Raw genomic sequence first — 14,956 nt, forward strand, 5'->3', positions numbered from 1 at the left:
GTTAAAGTGTGCGATGGAGAGCGAATGGGCGGTTTAGCGGTCTGTCGGGCCGTTAAAGCGGGCGATGGGGGGCGGATGAGCGGTTTAGCGGTCTGCCGGGCCGTTAAAGTGTGCGGCGGGGGGCGGATGAGCGGTTTAGTGGTCTGCCGGGCCGTTAAAGTGTGTGGCGGGGGGCGGATGAGCGATTTAGCGGTCTGCCGGGCCGTTAAAGTGTGCGGCGGGGGGCGGATGAGCGGTTTAGCGGTCTGCCGGGCCGTTAAAGCGTGCGGCGGAGGGCGGATGAGCGGTTTAGCGGTCTGTCGGACCGTTAAAGTGGGCGATGGGGGGCGAATGGGCGATTTAGCGGTCTGTTGGACCGTTAATGTGTGTGGCGGGGGGCGGATGAGCGGTTTAGCGGTCTGTTTGGGCCGTTAAAGCGGGCCCTTAGCGCAAAGATGGGGGATTCACCCGCGGCGAATCAGGGGATTCCCTGACTTACAAGCAGAGGTCCGTTAGTTACAATAATAGAAGGACCAGACTGAACGGGAGGAACGGGGGACTGGCTTATGCAGACGACGGATGCACGTATTCGGGGAATGCTCGACGGGGTTAGAGGGGCGACGGCCAGCGATCTGGCCGCGCTCGCCGTTATCGATCGGAGGGAGCGCAGCGCGAGATGGAGATGGGCGTCCGGGAATTTGAACGATCGGTATTCCTATATTAGCGTAGGGTACGGGCAGGGAATCGAGGGCGAAGTGATCAAGGTGGGACGCGGCCTGGTTTGGGACAGCGGAGCGGCGGGCAAACGTCCCGACTCCATTCTGCTGACCGAGCGGCTGCAGTCCGCTTACGCGGCTCCGGTTATGGCGGGACAAGACATCGTCGGCATTCTGCTCGCGGGGGATCGCACGAAACGGAGCTACGGCACGCCGGAGCGCGAGACCGTGACGAAAGCGGCGGAGGAGATAGCCGAATGGATTCACGATTTGATATGATATGATAGCTGCATAAGGAGGCGGGATCATGATCCGGATTTTGCTGGTCGACGACCATGCCGTCGTTCGATCCGGCCTGGCGATGCTGTTAAGCGCCAAGGAGGATATGGAAGTGGTCGGGGAAGCGGCCGAAGGCGAGGAAGCGATTGTGAAAGCGCAGCAATACCGCCCCGACGTCGTGCTGATGGACCTCAGCATGCCGCACGGCAAGGACGGGCTGAGCACGACCGCCGAGTTGAAAAAGCTGCTGCCGGGAACGGCCGTATTGATTTTGACGATGCACGACGACGAGGAATACTTGTTCCGGGCGATTCATCTGGGCGCTTCCGGGTACCTGCTCAAGAGCTCCCCGCACGAGGAAATGATCAGCGCCATCCGTCATGTCGCCCAGGGCAACGCGTATTTGCACCCGACGGCGACCAAACGGCTGATGAGCGAATATTTGGATAAGCTGAAGAACGGCGGAGGAGACGCGGGAACGTACGAATCGCTGTCCGAGCGGGAGCGGGAGATTCTCGCCAAAGTCGCGCAAGGCTACACGAACAAGGACATCGCCGAACAACTGGTCATCAGCGTCAAAACGGTCGAGTCCCACAAGAGCAATCTGATGGATAAGCTCAATCTTAAAACAAGGCCGGATCTGGTCAAGTTCGCGATGAAGAAGGGACTGCTGAATTTTGACGCATGATTACGGAAAATACGGCTCGGCGGACAGCGGGACGCACGAGGATATGCTGAAGCAGCTGTCCGATCTCAAGTACGCGCTGGACGAGGCGTCGATTGTGGCGGTGACCGACCGTACGGGAAAAATTCATTACGTCAACGACAGGTTCTGCGAAATTTCCGGTTATTCCAGAGAAGAACTGATGGGCCGGGACCACCGGATCATCAATTCGGGCCACCACGGCAAGGCGTTCATGAAGGAGCTGTGGCGGACGATCGGATCGGGCAACGTATGGCGCGGCGAGATTAAAAATCGCGCCAAAAACGGAAACTACTACTGGGTCGATACGACGATCGTGCCTTTTCTCAACGAGGAAGGGAAGCCGTATCAATATTTGTCCATCCGCCACGAAGTGACGGCGCTCAAGCAGGCGGAGGAGGAGCTGCAGCTGCTGCTCTCGCAGATGATGCGCATCCAGGAGGAGGAGAGACGCCGCTTCTCGCGCGATCTGCACGACGGGATCGGCCAAAGCCTGTTCTCGCTGCTGATTTCCGTCGATGCGATTCTCGCCAGCGGCTCGTACGACCATCTGAACAAGATCAGGGAGCAGATTGCGAACCTGATGGCGGACGTCCGGGGGCTGGCCTGGGAGCTGCGGCCTTCGGTGCTGGACGATCTTGGCGTCATTCCCGCGCTGCGTACTTATTTGGATACGTATTCGAAGCATTACGGGATTCAGGTCGCTTTCTCCTCGAATTTGAAAAAACGGCTGAACATCCAGGAAGAGACGACGATCTACCGCGTCATTCAGGAGGCGCTGACGAACGTCGGCCGGTATGCCGATGTCTCCGAAGCGTCGGTCGACGTCCGGGACAATGGCGCTCATGTGGAGATCGTCATCGAGGATCAAGGCAAAGGGTTCGTGCGCGACGGCAGCAAGGAAGGCGTCGGCCTGTTCAGCATGGAGGAACGGGCGCGGGCAATCGGCGGCGAGCTTCGCATCCGCTCCGTTCCGGGCGAGGGCACGCGCGTCTCCCTGATCATTCCCCAGCATCCGAGCGAATAAACAGGCTCGCCTTCTCGGCGAGCTTTTCTATCTTCTAATCGTACTAAATCCGCTATCCTCATCTGAATCGCCCCCCGGCTAAGCGTCTTTACCTTCCTCAGGATGCCGCGGGCGGGTTTGTTTGTGCCGCGAGAAAAGTCCCGTCTGGGGAGGAGATGTTCTACAGAATCGGTTATCCCCACGCGAAAAGCCCCGTCTGAGGCCGCGATGTCCTACAAAATCGGTTATCTCCACGCGAAAAGCCCCGTCTGGGGCAGAGATGTTCTACAGAATCGGTTATCTCCGTGAGAAAAGCCCCGTTTGGGGCGGAGATGTTCTACAGAATCGGTTATCTCCGTGAGAAAAGCCCCGTCTGGGGCAGAGATGTTCTACAGAATCGGTTATCTCCGTGAGAAAAGCCCCGTTTGGGGCGGAGATGTTCTACAGAATCGGTTATCTCCGTGAGAAAAGCCCCGTCTGGGGCAGAGATGTTCTACAGAATCGGTTATCTCCACGCGAAAAGCTCGGTCTGAGGCGGAGATGTTCTACAAAATCGGTTATCTCCACGCGAAAAGTCCGGTCTGGGGCCGAGATGTTCTACAAAATCGGTTATCTCCGCGCAGAAAGCCCCGCCTGGCCTCTGAGATGCTCGACAGAACCGCGCTCCACCGCCGAAAGCCGACGTCTGGCCATGATATGAAACAAACCTGCTAAGTCCTCCCTCGATAAGCACCTATCCCGCTAAAGAAGGCACGCACGTGAAGCGCCCCGAGGACGACCCGCATGGGGAACGGCCTCATTTCCCCTAAACCACGGAATCGTCGTCGCGGACGAAGGCTCTCCTGCGGTATTCTCGCGGAGTCATTCCGGTTTTTCGCTTGAACAGCCGGTTGAAAAACTTCAAATCCTGGTAGCCGACAGCGGCGGCGATTGCGCCGATTTTGTTGGCGGACTCGTCCAGCAGCCGGCAGCTTTCCCGGATTCGCGCCTCCTGGACGAACTCGGTGAGCGACATGCCGGAGGCCGACTTGACGAGCCGCTGCAGCTGCCGGACGCTGACGCCCAATTCGCCCGCGATGTCCTCGGCTCTAAGCGTCGAGGAGCAGTCGCGGACGATGCGGCCAAGCAGCTCGTTCACGCCGTCCTCCTCCGTCGGGACGGGAGCCGAAGCGACTGGGCGGCAGCGCCGGTATACGAAGACGAGCAGCTCGATCAGTCCCGCGTACAGGCGGGCGGAGTGGCCCTCCGCCGGCTGCGACGAATCCAGGAACAGCCGCTGCAGCGTCCACTGGGCTTCCCCGGCCGAATCCCGCAGCGCGATCCAGCGCCCCTCCTCCTCTGCTCCCCTGAAGAAATCCCGCAGCTTGCGCTCGAGCGGCAGCATGCGAAAAACATCGTCCAGGCAGGCGCTTGCGAACACGCAATTATAGACGATAAGACGCCGGTCCGGCGAAGCGGAGCGCGGACGGAAGACATGGGAGACGCCGACCGGAATGTAAAACAGATCGCCCTTCGTCACCTTGAAATGAGTGCCGTCGATATAGTGCTCGCCTTCGCCTTCGGCGACGATGCAAATTTCGATAAAGTCGTGCTTATGCTCCTGCAGCCGGAACGATTCGCTGACGCGATTGACGTGAATCGGAAGCCCCGGCTCGAAAAACAGCGATCCCGGAGTGACGTAAATCGGGCGTTGAACGGTCATGGATCGCAGCTGCCTCCTTTGAATTCCGCTTGGGGACGCCGCCGGCGGTGGGGCCGGCTGCCGGATTCCCCCCAAACGGCGAATGGTCATCGGCCTCTCGGTCAAGCTTTTGTCCGAATCAGCCCTATTTTAAGTCCGAATCGACCTGAAAAGCAAGCGTTTTCGCAGAGTAGAATAGGGGGTGCAGGCTACCAATCGAGGAGGGAAACGGTGAAAATGAAACAGGAGCAACGAAAATGGCGGGCGGAATGGATAGGGGACGGAGGCGAAGGAGGCGCGCGCAACGAGTGGCGCTGCTACAGACGCGAGTTCGAGCTGCCGGAAGCCGCCGCCGCGGCTGAAATCGCCATTACGGCGGACGCGCGGTACGTGCTGTTCGTCAACGGGACGCTGTGCGGAAGAGGACCTGTCCGTTCGTGGCCGGCGGAACAGAGCTACAATACCCATTCGGTCGGTCATCTGCTCCGCAAAGGGACGAATACGATTGCCGTTCTCGTCATCAGCTACGGCTTGTCGACGTTTCAATATATTTTGGGAAGAGGCGGCCTGTTGGCGGAGCTTGAAGCGAGCCTCGCTGGCGGCGGCTCGTTCGCAATCGGGACCGACGCCTCGTGGGAGACGGCGCAGCACGCCGGATACGATCGGCGTACGCCGCGCATGTCGTGCCAGCTCGGCTTTTCCGAAAGCGTCGATGCGCGTCTGTCGGACGGCGGTTGGACGACGACCGGAGGAACCGGAGCCGAGCAGTGGAAGCCGGCGCGGACGATCGGCCGGCCCGGCTGCGATCCATGGCCCAAGCTTGTGCCGAGCGACATTCCTTCGCTGACCGAGGAGCCGGTCTGGCCGGTTCGGGTGGAATCGCTGAAGCGCGTGCGGCCCGTGTCGTGGACGACCGCCCTCGACATTCGAAATGCGATGCTGCCGGACAGCGTCGGGCATGCGAATCCCGTAGCGTTCGCCGGTTATGTCGCCTTCGTCGTCCGGGCGAGCGAAGCCGCGGACGCGACGTTCGGGTTTCTCGGCGGCTTCGGAGCGTTCCGGGGTTTCGGCCTGAACGGACAGCGCTTCAAGACAAGCGAGATGGAGGGGCAGCTTCCCGAACGCTACGCGCGGATCCGGCTGAGGCAAGGGGATAATTTCGTATGGCTCGAGACCTTGGGCTCCGAACACGGGATGGGACTGCATTTCGGCATCGATTGCGACGTTCCGTTCGAGATCGTGTCGCCGATTGCCGGCGCGGGCGTGGACGGGGAGTCGCCCTTCGCGCTGATCGGTCCGTTCGCGACGAGAACGTACGTCGATTACCAGGAGCAGGAGCAATCCTCTCCGTTGGACGATTATAAGGGGTTCGGCGGAAACAAGGAGCTCGACGCCGGGGCGTTCGAGGGCTTCGACGCGTACGCGCGGGTTCGCGACGCCGCTTCGGCCGACGACCTGCGGAGCCTCGAAGATTGGATCCGGCCGTTCCCGCTTGAGCTTGTCGCGACGGATTCGGTGTTCGGCAAGAGCGTCTGGAAGAGAAGCGAGGAGAGCCGCCCCGTTCCGATGGAGCTGCAGGCCGTATGCATGGCCGGACCGCTTCCCGCGACCGTGCCTGCCTACCCGGACGGCGATACGGAATTCGTGCTCGATTTCGGCAAGGAATGGTCGGGTTATATTCGCTTCGAGCTGGACGCGCCGGAGGGGGCGATGCTCGACTTCTACGGCTATGAGTATATGAGGGACGGATGGCGGCAGGACACGTACATTTTGGACAACACGCTGCGTTATGCGAGCAAGGAAGGCTGGCAGAAGTACGAGTCGCCGGTTCGGCGCGGCCTTCGCTATCTGATGGTGACCGTTCGCAACGCGAGCCGTCCGGTCAGACTGATCGGCGTGCAAATCGTGCAGAGCAACTTCCCGGTCGCCGAAATCGGCCGTTTTCACAGCTCGGATCCGCTGCTTAACGACATTTGGGAAATCAGCAAGCATACGACCCGCCTGTGCATGGAGGATACTTTCGTCGACTGCCCCGCCTACGAGCAGACGTTCTGGGTCGGAGACAGCCGCAACGAAGCGCTGGTCAACTACTACGTATTCGGCGCAAGCGACATCGTCAAGAGATGTCTGGAGCTGGTGCCCGGCTCGTCCGTCCAGACGCCGTTGTTCGCCGACCAGGTGCCGAGCGGCTGGAGCAGCGTCATTCCGAACTGGACGTTCTTCTGGGCGAACGCCTGTCTGGAATACGCCGAGCATACCGGAGACCGGGAGTTCGCCCGGAGGATTTGGCCGCAGGTCCGGTTTACGCTGGAGCATTATTTGCGGAAAATCGACGAGCGGGGCCTGCTGCGGCATCGCGGCTGGAACCTGCTGGACTGGGCGCCGATCGATCAGCCGCGGGACGGCATCGTCACGCATCAGAACGCGGTGTTCGTCGGAGCGCTGCGCTCGGCGGCCAAGCTGGCGAAGCTTGCGGGAGAAGCCGACCGGGGAATTCCGTTTGCGGAGGCGTCCGAGACGCTGGCGCAAGCGATCAACGCTTTTTTGTGGAGCGAGGAACGGCAGGCGTATCTCGACTGCATCCATGCGGACGGCCGGAGCTCCGACATTTTCAGCATTCAGACGCAGGCGGTCGTCTATTTGAACGGCATTGCCGAAGGAACGCGCAAGGAGCGGCTGGCCGCTTATCTGGTCGAGCCTCCGCGGGAATTCGTGCAAATCGGCAGTCCGTTTATGGCGTTCTTCTATTACGAGGCGCTGGCCGCTCTCGGCCGCTACGATATTATGCTCGACGATATGCGCAAGCATTTCGGACAGATGATCGAGTACGAAGCGACGACGTGCTGGGAGATGTATCCGAACTTTGTCGAAAATCGCCCGAATCCGAACATGCTGACCCGCAGCCATTGCCATGCCTGGTCGGCGGCGCCGGGTTATTTCCTGGGCGCCTGCGTTCTCGGGGTCCGCAAGGAAACCGACGGCTGGAGCCGCGTCCGCGTAGCGCCGCAGCCGGGCGATCTGAAGTGGGCGCGCGGGGCGGTGCCGCTGCCGAGCGGCGGCCGGATCGACGTTGCCTGGCGCATGGAGGACGAAGCGGGCAGCCGCGTGTTCCGGCTTGACGTCCGGGCGCCGGAAGGGGTCGAAGTGGACCTCGTCGCCCCGGACGGATACGAGCCGCGGATGCGTCTGATCAGAGGGTAGGCCGCGCTTCGATAGCGGGCAGCGGGGCGATCCCGGCTGGCTCCGACCGTGGCGTTCTGCACGGAGGAGCGGTCATCGGACGGAAGAAGATTGCTCCTCCAGCATCCGAATCCGCTGCGCGATCAGCTTGCCGTGATGCCGTCCGCTCTCGATGAAGATTTCGTTCGCCTCGCGTCCGGCGGCGATTACGCCGGCGATGAACAGCCCTGGCACGTTCGTCTCCATCGTCTCGGGATCGAAGGCCGGGATCGTCGTATCCGGATCGACCGTCGCCCCGGCCTCGGTAAGCAGCGTACGCTCCGGCCGGAAGCCGGTCAGCGCCAGCACGAAATCGTTGTCGACCCGATAAGGGGCTGCGCCGTCTTCCGCAGGCTGAATCGTTACGCTGTCCAGATCGATGCGCACGACTTGGGAGGAGAACAGCATCCGGATGTTGCCCTTGTTCACATTGCCCTCGAACAGCGGCCGCACCCAGGGCTTGATGCTCGGAGAGTAGTGATCGCCGCGGTATACGACGGTAATTTCCGCTCCTACGCGGAGCAGCTCCATCGCCGCGTCCACGGCGGAGTTGTTGCCGCCGATAATGGCGACTTTCATGCCGGTATACGGATGGGCTTCGCCGAAGAAATGGGACACCTTCGGCAGCTCTTCGCCGGGAATGCCCAGCATGTTCGGGTGATCGAAGTAGCCGGTCGCGACGGTAACGTAACGCGTCTTGTACGCGCGCACGCTTCCGAAGCGGTCGGCTGTTTCGACGAGGAACGAGCCGTCCGGCTGCGGCTGGATCGAGACGGCTTCCTCGTAGGCGCGAATGCGCAGCTTCCGCCGCAGCGCCACGTCCCGATAATATTGCAGCGCTTCTCGCCGGGAAGGCTTGTCGTTCGGACTCGTGAACGGGATGCCGCCGATCTCCAGCAATTCGGCGGTGCTGAAGAAATTCATATAGGTCGGATATTGATAGATGGAATGGACGACGGCATGCTTCTCGATCAGCAGCGGCTCGATTCCCGCAGCCTGCAGCTCCAGAGCCGCGGACAAGCCGCAGGGACCGGCTCCGATAATAAGGGCTTGTTCTTGCTGTACGCGATTTTGTGCGCTCATAACGAATCTCCTATCCGGTGCTTTTTTCCTCTTATTGTACCACGTCTAACGTCTCCCTTCGAAACGCCGCCTTTCCCCGGCGTCGCGGTTGTCACCAATTGTTCAAGATTGGGGGCAATCCGGGCGAAACATTGTGATTATTTTCACATTAAAAAACGGGAAAGGTCTTCATAATGAAGGCGTAAGGAGAAGAGAACCTGCGATGGGAGATGGCGGCTATGGTAGTCAAGTTTCTTAGAGAAAACGTCTGGGCGGCGGCGGCGTTGACTCTGCTTCGGATCTATCTCGGATGGCAATGGCTGGACGCGGGATGGCATAAACTGGCTGGAGAGGGCTTTAGCGCATCGGGTTTCCTCACCAAGGCGATAGAGAGCCCGGTCATGGACAAAGCGACGAACTCGGCGGTCTATCCGACGTATACGGGATTTCTGGAGCACTTCGCCCTGCCGAACGTCAAGCTGATCAACTTTCTGATTCCGGTCGGCGAGTTTCTTGTCGGCGTAGGGCTGATCGTCGGGGGTTTGACGGCGGCGGCCGCGTTCTTCGGGCTTCTGATGAACTTCCTGTTTCTGTTCGCCGGCACGGTGTCGACGAACCCTTGGCTGACGCTGCTCGGCATTATCGTGTTCCTCGGCGGTGCTAACGCCGGCAAATTCGGCCTCGACTATTACCTTCTTCCGTGGATTCGCGTCGGCTGGAAGAAGCTGACCGGCGGAAGAGGAGGTAAACCGGTGGATGCCGGCACGGCGTAAACCGACAGCAACGCAGCGAAGGCTGCCCGTCCCGGGAGGGAACAGGGCAGCCTTCGCTGCGTTACCGAGCGTCGCGATTCATCCTTCGGGCAGCGCGTCATGCGCCCCCGAGCGTCGTTCCCGGATTTTTGGAGACCCGGATGCCTTAACCTCGTCCGGCTTCCCGTTTTCCCCGCGTTAATCCTTGCGATCTGCCGTCGCCGATGTCCCGCCCGGGATAATCGACAGCACCCACTCGCACCATTCGATGTTCGTCCGGCATACCATTAAACCTTTGTTCAACATAATATAAGGTCCGAAGAAGGGGGAGTCGTACGGCGGAGTTTCCGCTTCGTCCGCGTTCGCCAATTGGCGAACGCCCCGGATTTTGTCCTCCAGCCGCAGCAGCTTGGCCCGGTAATGCTCCAGGCGGGCCGCGAACAGATCGCGCGATACCGCAGGCTCCACGTAGGAAACGCAGAAGGCTTTCAGCATCAGCTCGTCGCGCATAACCGGCTCGGCAGCCGGAACGGTCAACCATTCCCGCAGCGCGTCGAATCCTTTTTCCTGCAGGGAGTATACCTTCTTGTCGGGCTTGTCGCTCTGCTGAACCAGCTCGCAGGAGACCATGCCGTATTTCTCCAGCCGCGCGAGCAGCGGGTAAATCTGACTGTGCTTGGCCGGCCAGAAAGGCTGTATTCGCTGCGTCAGGTCGTAGCCGGACAGGGGGACATGGGTGAGCAGGCTCAGCAAGCCGTAGGCCAACGTATTCATGAGGGGTCCTCCAGATCGCATACTTTGACAGTTCAAGGGTTTGGCGTTATTATTATGTCCTTGCCAGCAATTATGTAAAAAAATACATAGAGTTCATCGGAGGCGCGGAGATCGGATCATGGAAGAGCGCAATAATCAAGAAATACGTTTCATTCCCGTAATGGTTGCAATTTTTATCGGATCGTTTCTATGTATTCTGGCTTCGAGCACGATCAACATCGCTCTGGAAATTTTGAAGGATCATTTTCAGACCAGTCTGGATACCGTCACCTGGACGCTGACCGGCTTCATGCTGGCCATGGGCACGACGGCGCCGATCGTCGGTTATTTGGGAGAGAAGTTCAGCTATAAGCGGCTGTATTTGTTTTCCTTGATCGGCTTTACGCTGTCCTCGGCGCTGTGCGCCGCGGCCTGGAACGAGACGGCGCTTATCGGCTTCCGCGTCCTGCAGGGAGCGTTCAGCGGCCTGATCATTCCCTCGACGATGGCGCTTATCTATCAGATCGTTCCGCGCGAGAGACAGGCGATGGCCATGGCGCTCTGGGGGCTGGCTTCGATGATGGCGCCGGCGTTCGGCCCGACGCTCAGCGGCTGGCTGCTGCAAAATTACGATTGGCAGTGGATGTTTCTGATGAACGTGCCGATCGGCTTGATCGCGATCTGGTGCGTTGCGGCTTATATTCCTTATTATCGGCTGAACGTGCCCAAGAGTTTCGATGCGATCGGCTTCGTAACGGTTATCGTCAGCAGCACGTCGCTGCTGCTTGCCTTGGGGCAAGGGAACAAGTGGGGATGGGGGTCGTGGCAGACGCTGTCGCTGCTGATCGGCGGCGCGATCATGCTCGTGCTGTTCATCTGGCGGGAGCTGACGGCGGAGTCGCCGCTGCTGAATTTGCGAGTATTCCGCAACGGGAGATATACGATCAACGTGGTGATTACCAACATTCTGACGATCAGCCTCTACTCCGGCACGTTCCTGACGCCCGTCTTCCTGCAGCGGATTCAGCACGTGTCCGCGATGGACACCGGACTGATCCTGCTGCCGGCTTCGCTGGCGATGGCGCTGGTCATGCCGATCGTCGGCAAGCTGTACAATTCGATCGGTCCGCGCTGGCTCATGTTCGTCGGCATCGTGCTGCTGTCGATCGGAACGGTCACGCTGAGCTGGCTGAGCCTCGACGTGTCCCACGCCTATATTTTGTTTTGGATGGTCGTCCGCAACCTGGGTATCGCGCTCGTCATGATGCCGTCCAGCAACGCCGGCATGGAGCTGCTGCCCCGCGAGCTGTCGGGCCACGCGTCCGCGATCATGAACTGGACCCGCAACGTGTTCGGATCGTTCGCGATCGCCGTCTTCACGACGCTGCTCGCCACGAGATCCGCGCATCACGGCGCGTCGTTCGTTCAGGCCGGGGAGACCGACCAGGTCTTCATCTCGGCGATGTCGTTCACGATGAGCGTTAACGACGTCTACCTGCTTGCCACGTTCATCGCCGCCGCGGCGCTGCCGCTCAGCCTGTTCGTCGGCAAAGTCAAGCTGCGCAAGGAAGAGTACCCGGACAAGAAAGCCGCTTAAGGCGGCGAAAAGAAAGGGCTGCCCTCTAAGCGGAACTGCTCGGGATAATCGATAGATCCAATAGGCGGATGCGCCTCCTGGAGACTGCCTCATACGCTTCTGAAATCCCCCTGTCACGGGTGGATCATTCCGGTTTCGGGAGCGTATAGCAGCGGAAGGAGATGCATCCTCTTTTTCGTGCTATAATGAGACGTTTGACGCATGCTTCCGGCGAATGGAAGCCGCGGTTCGCAAACTCCCGCGTTATCAAAACTAGGAGGCTGTTTATTATGTTCAATTTCGGGTGGGGCGTTCTGTTCGTCCTGGTCAACTTCGCGCTGTTCCTGCTCTGCTACCGGATGTTCGGCAAGAACGGGCTGTACGCCTGGGTGGCGGCAGCCGTCATTCTCGCCAACATTCAGGTCGTGAAGACGATCGGCATGTTCGGATTCGTCATGACGCTGGGCAACACGCTGTACGGAACGATTTATTTGACGACGGATTTAATTAACGAAAAATACGGAGAGAAGGAAGCGAAGAAGGCGGTCTGGTTCGGATTTTTCTTCCTGCTGATGTCGACGGCGGTCATGCAGATGGCGCTGGTCTTCCGGCCGCAGGAGACGGATTTCGGCGATCCCGCGCTGCAGACGATCTTCGGTCTGGCTCCGCGCATCGCGCTGGGCAGCCTGACCGCGTATTTCGTCAGCCAATTTCTCGACGTGAAAATATTCAGCAAGCTGAGGGCGAAGTTCCCGTCCCGCAATCAGCTGTGGATTCGCATCAACGGCAGCATCGGCGTCAGCCAGATGGTCGATACGCTGATTTTCTGCACGATCGCGTTCGCGGGGGAATATTCCTGGGGCGTCTGGACGGACATCGCGATCACGACCTATTTGCTCAAATTTGTCATTTCGGTCGCTTCGACTCCGGTCATTTATTGGGCCCGCAGCTTTAAATTCAAGGAAGCTTAAGGCGTAAAGAAGGGTTTCCGGCTTCGGGAGCGAAATCGGAAGAGACGACGGGGCGAACGGCCGGCCCCGAGGACGGATGAGCGGCGAGGTGACCTATCGCGATGGAGAAGGATATTCGGGAGCATAGGCTTGCCGGAGAGATCGATCGATTGGAGCGGCAATATCTGGTGGGGCGGGAGCGGGAAATCCGTCTGTTTCTCGAACGTCTCGCGGCCGGCCCCTCGGCCGGAAGCCTGATCAATATTTACGGAACCGGCGGAGTCGGGAAGAGCTATTTGCTGGACGAATTCCGCCGTCTGTCCGCGGCGGCCCGAGTCGATTTCCTGCTCGCGGATTGCCGCGCGCTGCCGCTCGACCCCGCCGGCTTTTGCCTGCAGCTGCTGCGTTCACTGCGCTATCCGGAGCAGCGGTTGAACAATCTCCGGACGGACGTCCGTTCGCTGACGGATATTTGTCTGGATGCGATCCGCGAGGCCGCGGGAGACGGCAAATGGGTACTTGCCCTCGATACGTTCGAGGAGATCGGGGAGCTGGAGGCCTGGCTGCGGGAGCAGTTCCTGCCCCAGCTCGGCCCGGACATACTGATCGTCGTCTCCGGAAGAGTTCCGCTGCAAGGCCCGTGGCTTGTCTCGCCGGCCTGGAGGCAGCTGATCGTCCGCATGCCGCTGGAGGACTTGAACTACGAGGCCGTTAAACAATATTTGGGCCGATCGGGCATCGAGCGGGAAGAGCTTGTTCGCCAAGCATGGAACAGAACGCGCGGTCATCCGCTGACGCTGTCCCTGTTCGTGTCGACGACGCTCGCCCAAGCCGTTCCGCCGCATTCTTCCGCCGCGATCGGGAACGCCTTCGCGCAAGCGGTGAACGTTTGGTTAAAGGAGGTGCCCGATGCCGCCGTCCGGGAGGCGGTGGAGGCCGCGGCCGTCTTGCGTCATTTTAACCAGGAGCTGCTGAGCTTCGTTCTGGAGAAGCCGGTGCCGACGGAGCAATTTCTGCAATTGACCGGGTTTTCGTTCGTTCGCAAAACCGACAACGGCTGGATGCTGCACGACATGCTGCGCGACGCGATCGGTTACGAGTTGCGTCAGCGGATGCCGGGCCATTACGATCGTCTGTGGAAGCGGTGCGTAACCTTCTATTATCTCGCTATGAAAAAAACGTCCCCGGGCCAATCCGCACCGTGGGAACGGGCGGATTGGGTGTACTATATCGGCGACCGCCTGGTTCGGACCTTGTTTTATCAACAGTTCGTCCGCGGTTCGACCGAGGCTCTGCATCCCGGAAATTGGCCGGAAGCCGAACGGTACGTCGGGAACAGACTGGCCTCGGCGCGCGACGTCCGCATCGTTGGGCAGGACCCGGAATCCGGAGAGCGCTTCGAATATTTCCTCAAGGCCTCCGATAGCGTCAGTCCGTATCGCCATTTGAACCTGACGGAGCTCTATCGCCTGGACCCGGGCATCGTTAAGCTGCTTCGGGATGCCCGCGGTCAGGTGTGCGGAATGGCGGCGGTCGTGCCGATTCACGAACGGACGCTGGACTATCTGCTTGCCCGCCCGCCTTTTTCCGCTTACTTCTCCAGTCTGTCCAAGCCCGAGCTTGAACGGCTGAGGACTCCGCGGGAACAGGCGGCCGGGTACTTCGTCATGTTCATCGAAGTGAGCGATTATTCCGATTCGACGCTGTGCCACGCGGCCGGACTGACGTTTATCCAATACATGCTGTCGGCCGGCTTGATGGTCACGACCTCCCCGGCGATTCCGTTCTTTCATGCGATCTTTCGCGGCCTCGGATTCGAGCGAGTCAAGGAGGTCGTTCATTACGAATACGGCGACGGCAGGCCCACGCCGTATTTCGTGCTGGATACCAGAGGGACGAAGCTCCGGGATTACTTGAACAAAATGATCGCCTTGGCCGGAATCCCGCAGGACCGGCACGATCGGGACGAGCGATTTAATCTGCTGTCCAGGAGAGAGAGGGAGGTTGTCGAGCTTCTGATCCAGGGCCGCTCCAATCTGGAGATCGCCAATGCGCTGTTTCTGAGCGAAGCGACGGTTAAGAAGCATATTTCCAATATTTATGGCAAGCTTCAAGTCAAGAAGCGGGCCCAATTGCTCCATCTGCTCGGGGAACGGCCGCCGTCCTCGGGCCGATGAATGCGTCCCGGGCTGCGAAACGCCCTCTTCTGCTACTTTTTTACGACTTTCGGGTAATATCCGCCGCTATCGCGCGATGCTACGCTTAAAGCATTGTGAGCGA

11 protein-coding genes are annotated in these 14,956 nt (G+C 59.8%); 8 read left to right on the forward strand and 3 right to left on the reverse strand.

Features of this window, described 5'->3' with window-relative positions:
* The first annotated feature begins 545 nt into the window (after positions 1-545).
* From ACFFT4_RS11960 to ACFFT4_RS11970, 3 genes are read left to right on the forward strand one after another with little or no spacing between them, the layout of a single operon-like run.
* Entirely contained in the window at positions 546-974 is a 429-nt protein-coding gene (locus ACFFT4_RS11960; RefSeq protein ID WP_378047883.1) for a GAF domain-containing protein, read from the forward strand.
* A 28-nt stretch (positions 975-1,002) separates the two neighbouring features.
* The gene (locus tag ACFFT4_RS11965) at positions 1,003-1,662 is read left to right on the forward strand and encodes a response regulator (RefSeq protein WP_378047884.1); all 660 of its coding nucleotides are present in this window, start codon (positions 1,003-1,005) and stop codon (positions 1,660-1,662) included.
* A gap of 43 nt (positions 1,663-1,705) precedes the next feature.
* Positions 1,706-2,704, forward strand: coding sequence for a PAS domain-containing sensor histidine kinase (locus ACFFT4_RS11970; RefSeq protein WP_378047924.1), 999 nt, complete (start codon positions 1,706-1,708; stop codon positions 2,702-2,704).
* 784 nt (positions 2,705-3,488) lie between these two features.
* Here ACFFT4_RS11970 and ACFFT4_RS11975 read toward each other — a convergent pair.
* Positions 3,489-4,385: a helix-turn-helix transcriptional regulator gene (locus ACFFT4_RS11975; protein ID WP_378047885.1), complete on the reverse strand. Its 897-nt coding sequence runs from the start codon at positions 4,383-4,385 to the stop codon at positions 3,489-3,491.
* Between the two features lie 216 nt (positions 4,386-4,601).
* Here ACFFT4_RS11975 and ACFFT4_RS11980 point away from each other — a divergent pair, with 216 nt between their 5' ends.
* The gene (locus ACFFT4_RS11980) at positions 4,602-7,565 is read left to right on the forward strand and encodes a family 78 glycoside hydrolase catalytic domain (protein ID WP_378047926.1); all 2,964 of its coding nucleotides are present in this window, start codon (positions 4,602-4,604) and stop codon (positions 7,563-7,565) included.
* A 72-nt stretch (positions 7,566-7,637) separates the two neighbouring features.
* Here ACFFT4_RS11980 and ACFFT4_RS11985 read toward each other — a convergent pair whose 3' ends face one another.
* Complete coding sequence (locus tag ACFFT4_RS11985) at positions 7,638-8,666, reverse strand: YpdA family putative bacillithiol disulfide reductase (protein ID WP_378047887.1); 1,029 nt, start codon at positions 8,664-8,666, stop codon at positions 7,638-7,640.
* Positions 8,667-8,884: 218 nt separating this feature from the next.
* Here ACFFT4_RS11985 and ACFFT4_RS11990 point away from each other — a divergent pair, with 218 nt between their 5' ends.
* Positions 8,885-9,418 (forward strand): DoxX family membrane protein, encoded by a 534-nt coding sequence (locus tag ACFFT4_RS11990; RefSeq protein ID WP_378047889.1) that lies wholly within the window; start codon positions 8,885-8,887, stop codon positions 9,416-9,418.
* Between the two features lie 177 nt (positions 9,419-9,595).
* Here the strand turns inward: ACFFT4_RS11990 and ACFFT4_RS11995 are convergent, their stop codons facing one another.
* The gene (locus tag ACFFT4_RS11995; protein ID WP_378047890.1) at positions 9,596-10,171 is read right to left on the reverse strand and encodes a PadR family transcriptional regulator; all 576 of its coding nucleotides are present in this window, start codon (positions 10,169-10,171) and stop codon (positions 9,596-9,598) included.
* Positions 10,172-10,289: 118 nt separating this feature from the next.
* On the opposite strand from ACFFT4_RS11995, the gene ACFFT4_RS12000 reads away from it, so the two are divergent.
* The 3 genes from ACFFT4_RS12000 to ACFFT4_RS12010 all read left to right on the forward strand — a co-directional run bounded on the left by ACFFT4_RS12000 (position 10,290) and on the right by ACFFT4_RS12010 (position 14,853).
* Positions 10,290-11,747, forward strand: a complete 1,458-nt coding sequence (locus ACFFT4_RS12000) for a DHA2 family efflux MFS transporter permease subunit (RefSeq protein ID WP_378047892.1) — start codon at positions 10,290-10,292, stop codon at positions 11,745-11,747.
* A 269-nt stretch (positions 11,748-12,016) separates the two neighbouring features.
* A complete protein-coding gene (locus ACFFT4_RS12005; RefSeq protein WP_378047894.1) occupies positions 12,017-12,697 on the forward strand; it encodes a queuosine precursor transporter in 681 nt (226 codons plus the stop codon).
* A 101-nt stretch (positions 12,698-12,798) separates the two neighbouring features.
* Positions 12,799-14,853 carry a LuxR C-terminal-related transcriptional regulator gene (locus ACFFT4_RS12010; RefSeq protein WP_378047897.1) on the forward strand — a complete coding sequence of 685 codons (2,055 nt, stop codon included), beginning with the start codon at positions 12,799-12,801 and terminating at the stop codon, positions 14,851-14,853.
* Positions 14,854-14,956 lie beyond the last annotated feature (103 nt).

The organism is Cohnella cellulosilytica, from assembly GCF_042431195.1.
Taxonomy (GTDB): domain Bacteria; phylum Bacillota; class Bacilli; order Paenibacillales; family Paenibacillaceae; genus Cohnella; species Cohnella cellulosilytica.

Bases quoted from the DNA above. Each gene is read 5' to 3' on its own strand.
- ACFFT4_RS11990 (WP_378047889.1), top strand. From the start codon at position 8,885: ATGGTAGTCAAGTTTCTTAGAGAAAACGTCTGGGCGGCGGCGGCGTTG.
- ACFFT4_RS11995 (WP_378047890.1), bottom strand. From the start codon at position 10,171: ATGAATACGTTGGCCTACGGCTTGCTGAGCCTGCTCACCCATGTCCCC.
- ACFFT4_RS11965 (WP_378047884.1), top strand. From the start codon at position 1,003: ATGATCCGGATTTTGCTGGTCGACGACCATGCCGTCGTTCGATCCGGC.
- ACFFT4_RS12005 (WP_378047894.1), top strand. From the start codon at position 12,017: ATGTTCAATTTCGGGTGGGGCGTTCTGTTCGTCCTGGTCAACTTCGCG.
- ACFFT4_RS11970 (WP_378047924.1), top strand. From the start codon at position 1,706: ATGCTGAAGCAGCTGTCCGATCTCAAGTACGCGCTGGACGAGGCGTCG.
- ACFFT4_RS11975 (WP_378047885.1), bottom strand. From the start codon at position 4,385: ATGACCGTTCAACGCCCGATTTACGTCACTCCGGGATCGCTGTTTTTC.
- ACFFT4_RS11980 (WP_378047926.1), top strand. From the start codon at position 4,602: ATGAAACAGGAGCAACGAAAATGGCGGGCGGAATGGATAGGGGACGGA.
- ACFFT4_RS12000 (WP_378047892.1), top strand. From the start codon at position 10,290: ATGGAAGAGCGCAATAATCAAGAAATACGTTTCATTCCCGTAATGGTT.
- ACFFT4_RS11985 (WP_378047887.1), bottom strand. From the start codon at position 8,666: ATGAGCGCACAAAATCGCGTACAGCAAGAACAAGCCCTTATTATCGGA.
- ACFFT4_RS11960 (WP_378047883.1), top strand. From the start codon at position 546: ATGCAGACGACGGATGCACGTATTCGGGGAATGCTCGACGGGGTTAGA.
- ACFFT4_RS12010 (WP_378047897.1), top strand. From the start codon at position 12,799: ATGGAGAAGGATATTCGGGAGCATAGGCTTGCCGGAGAGATCGATCGA.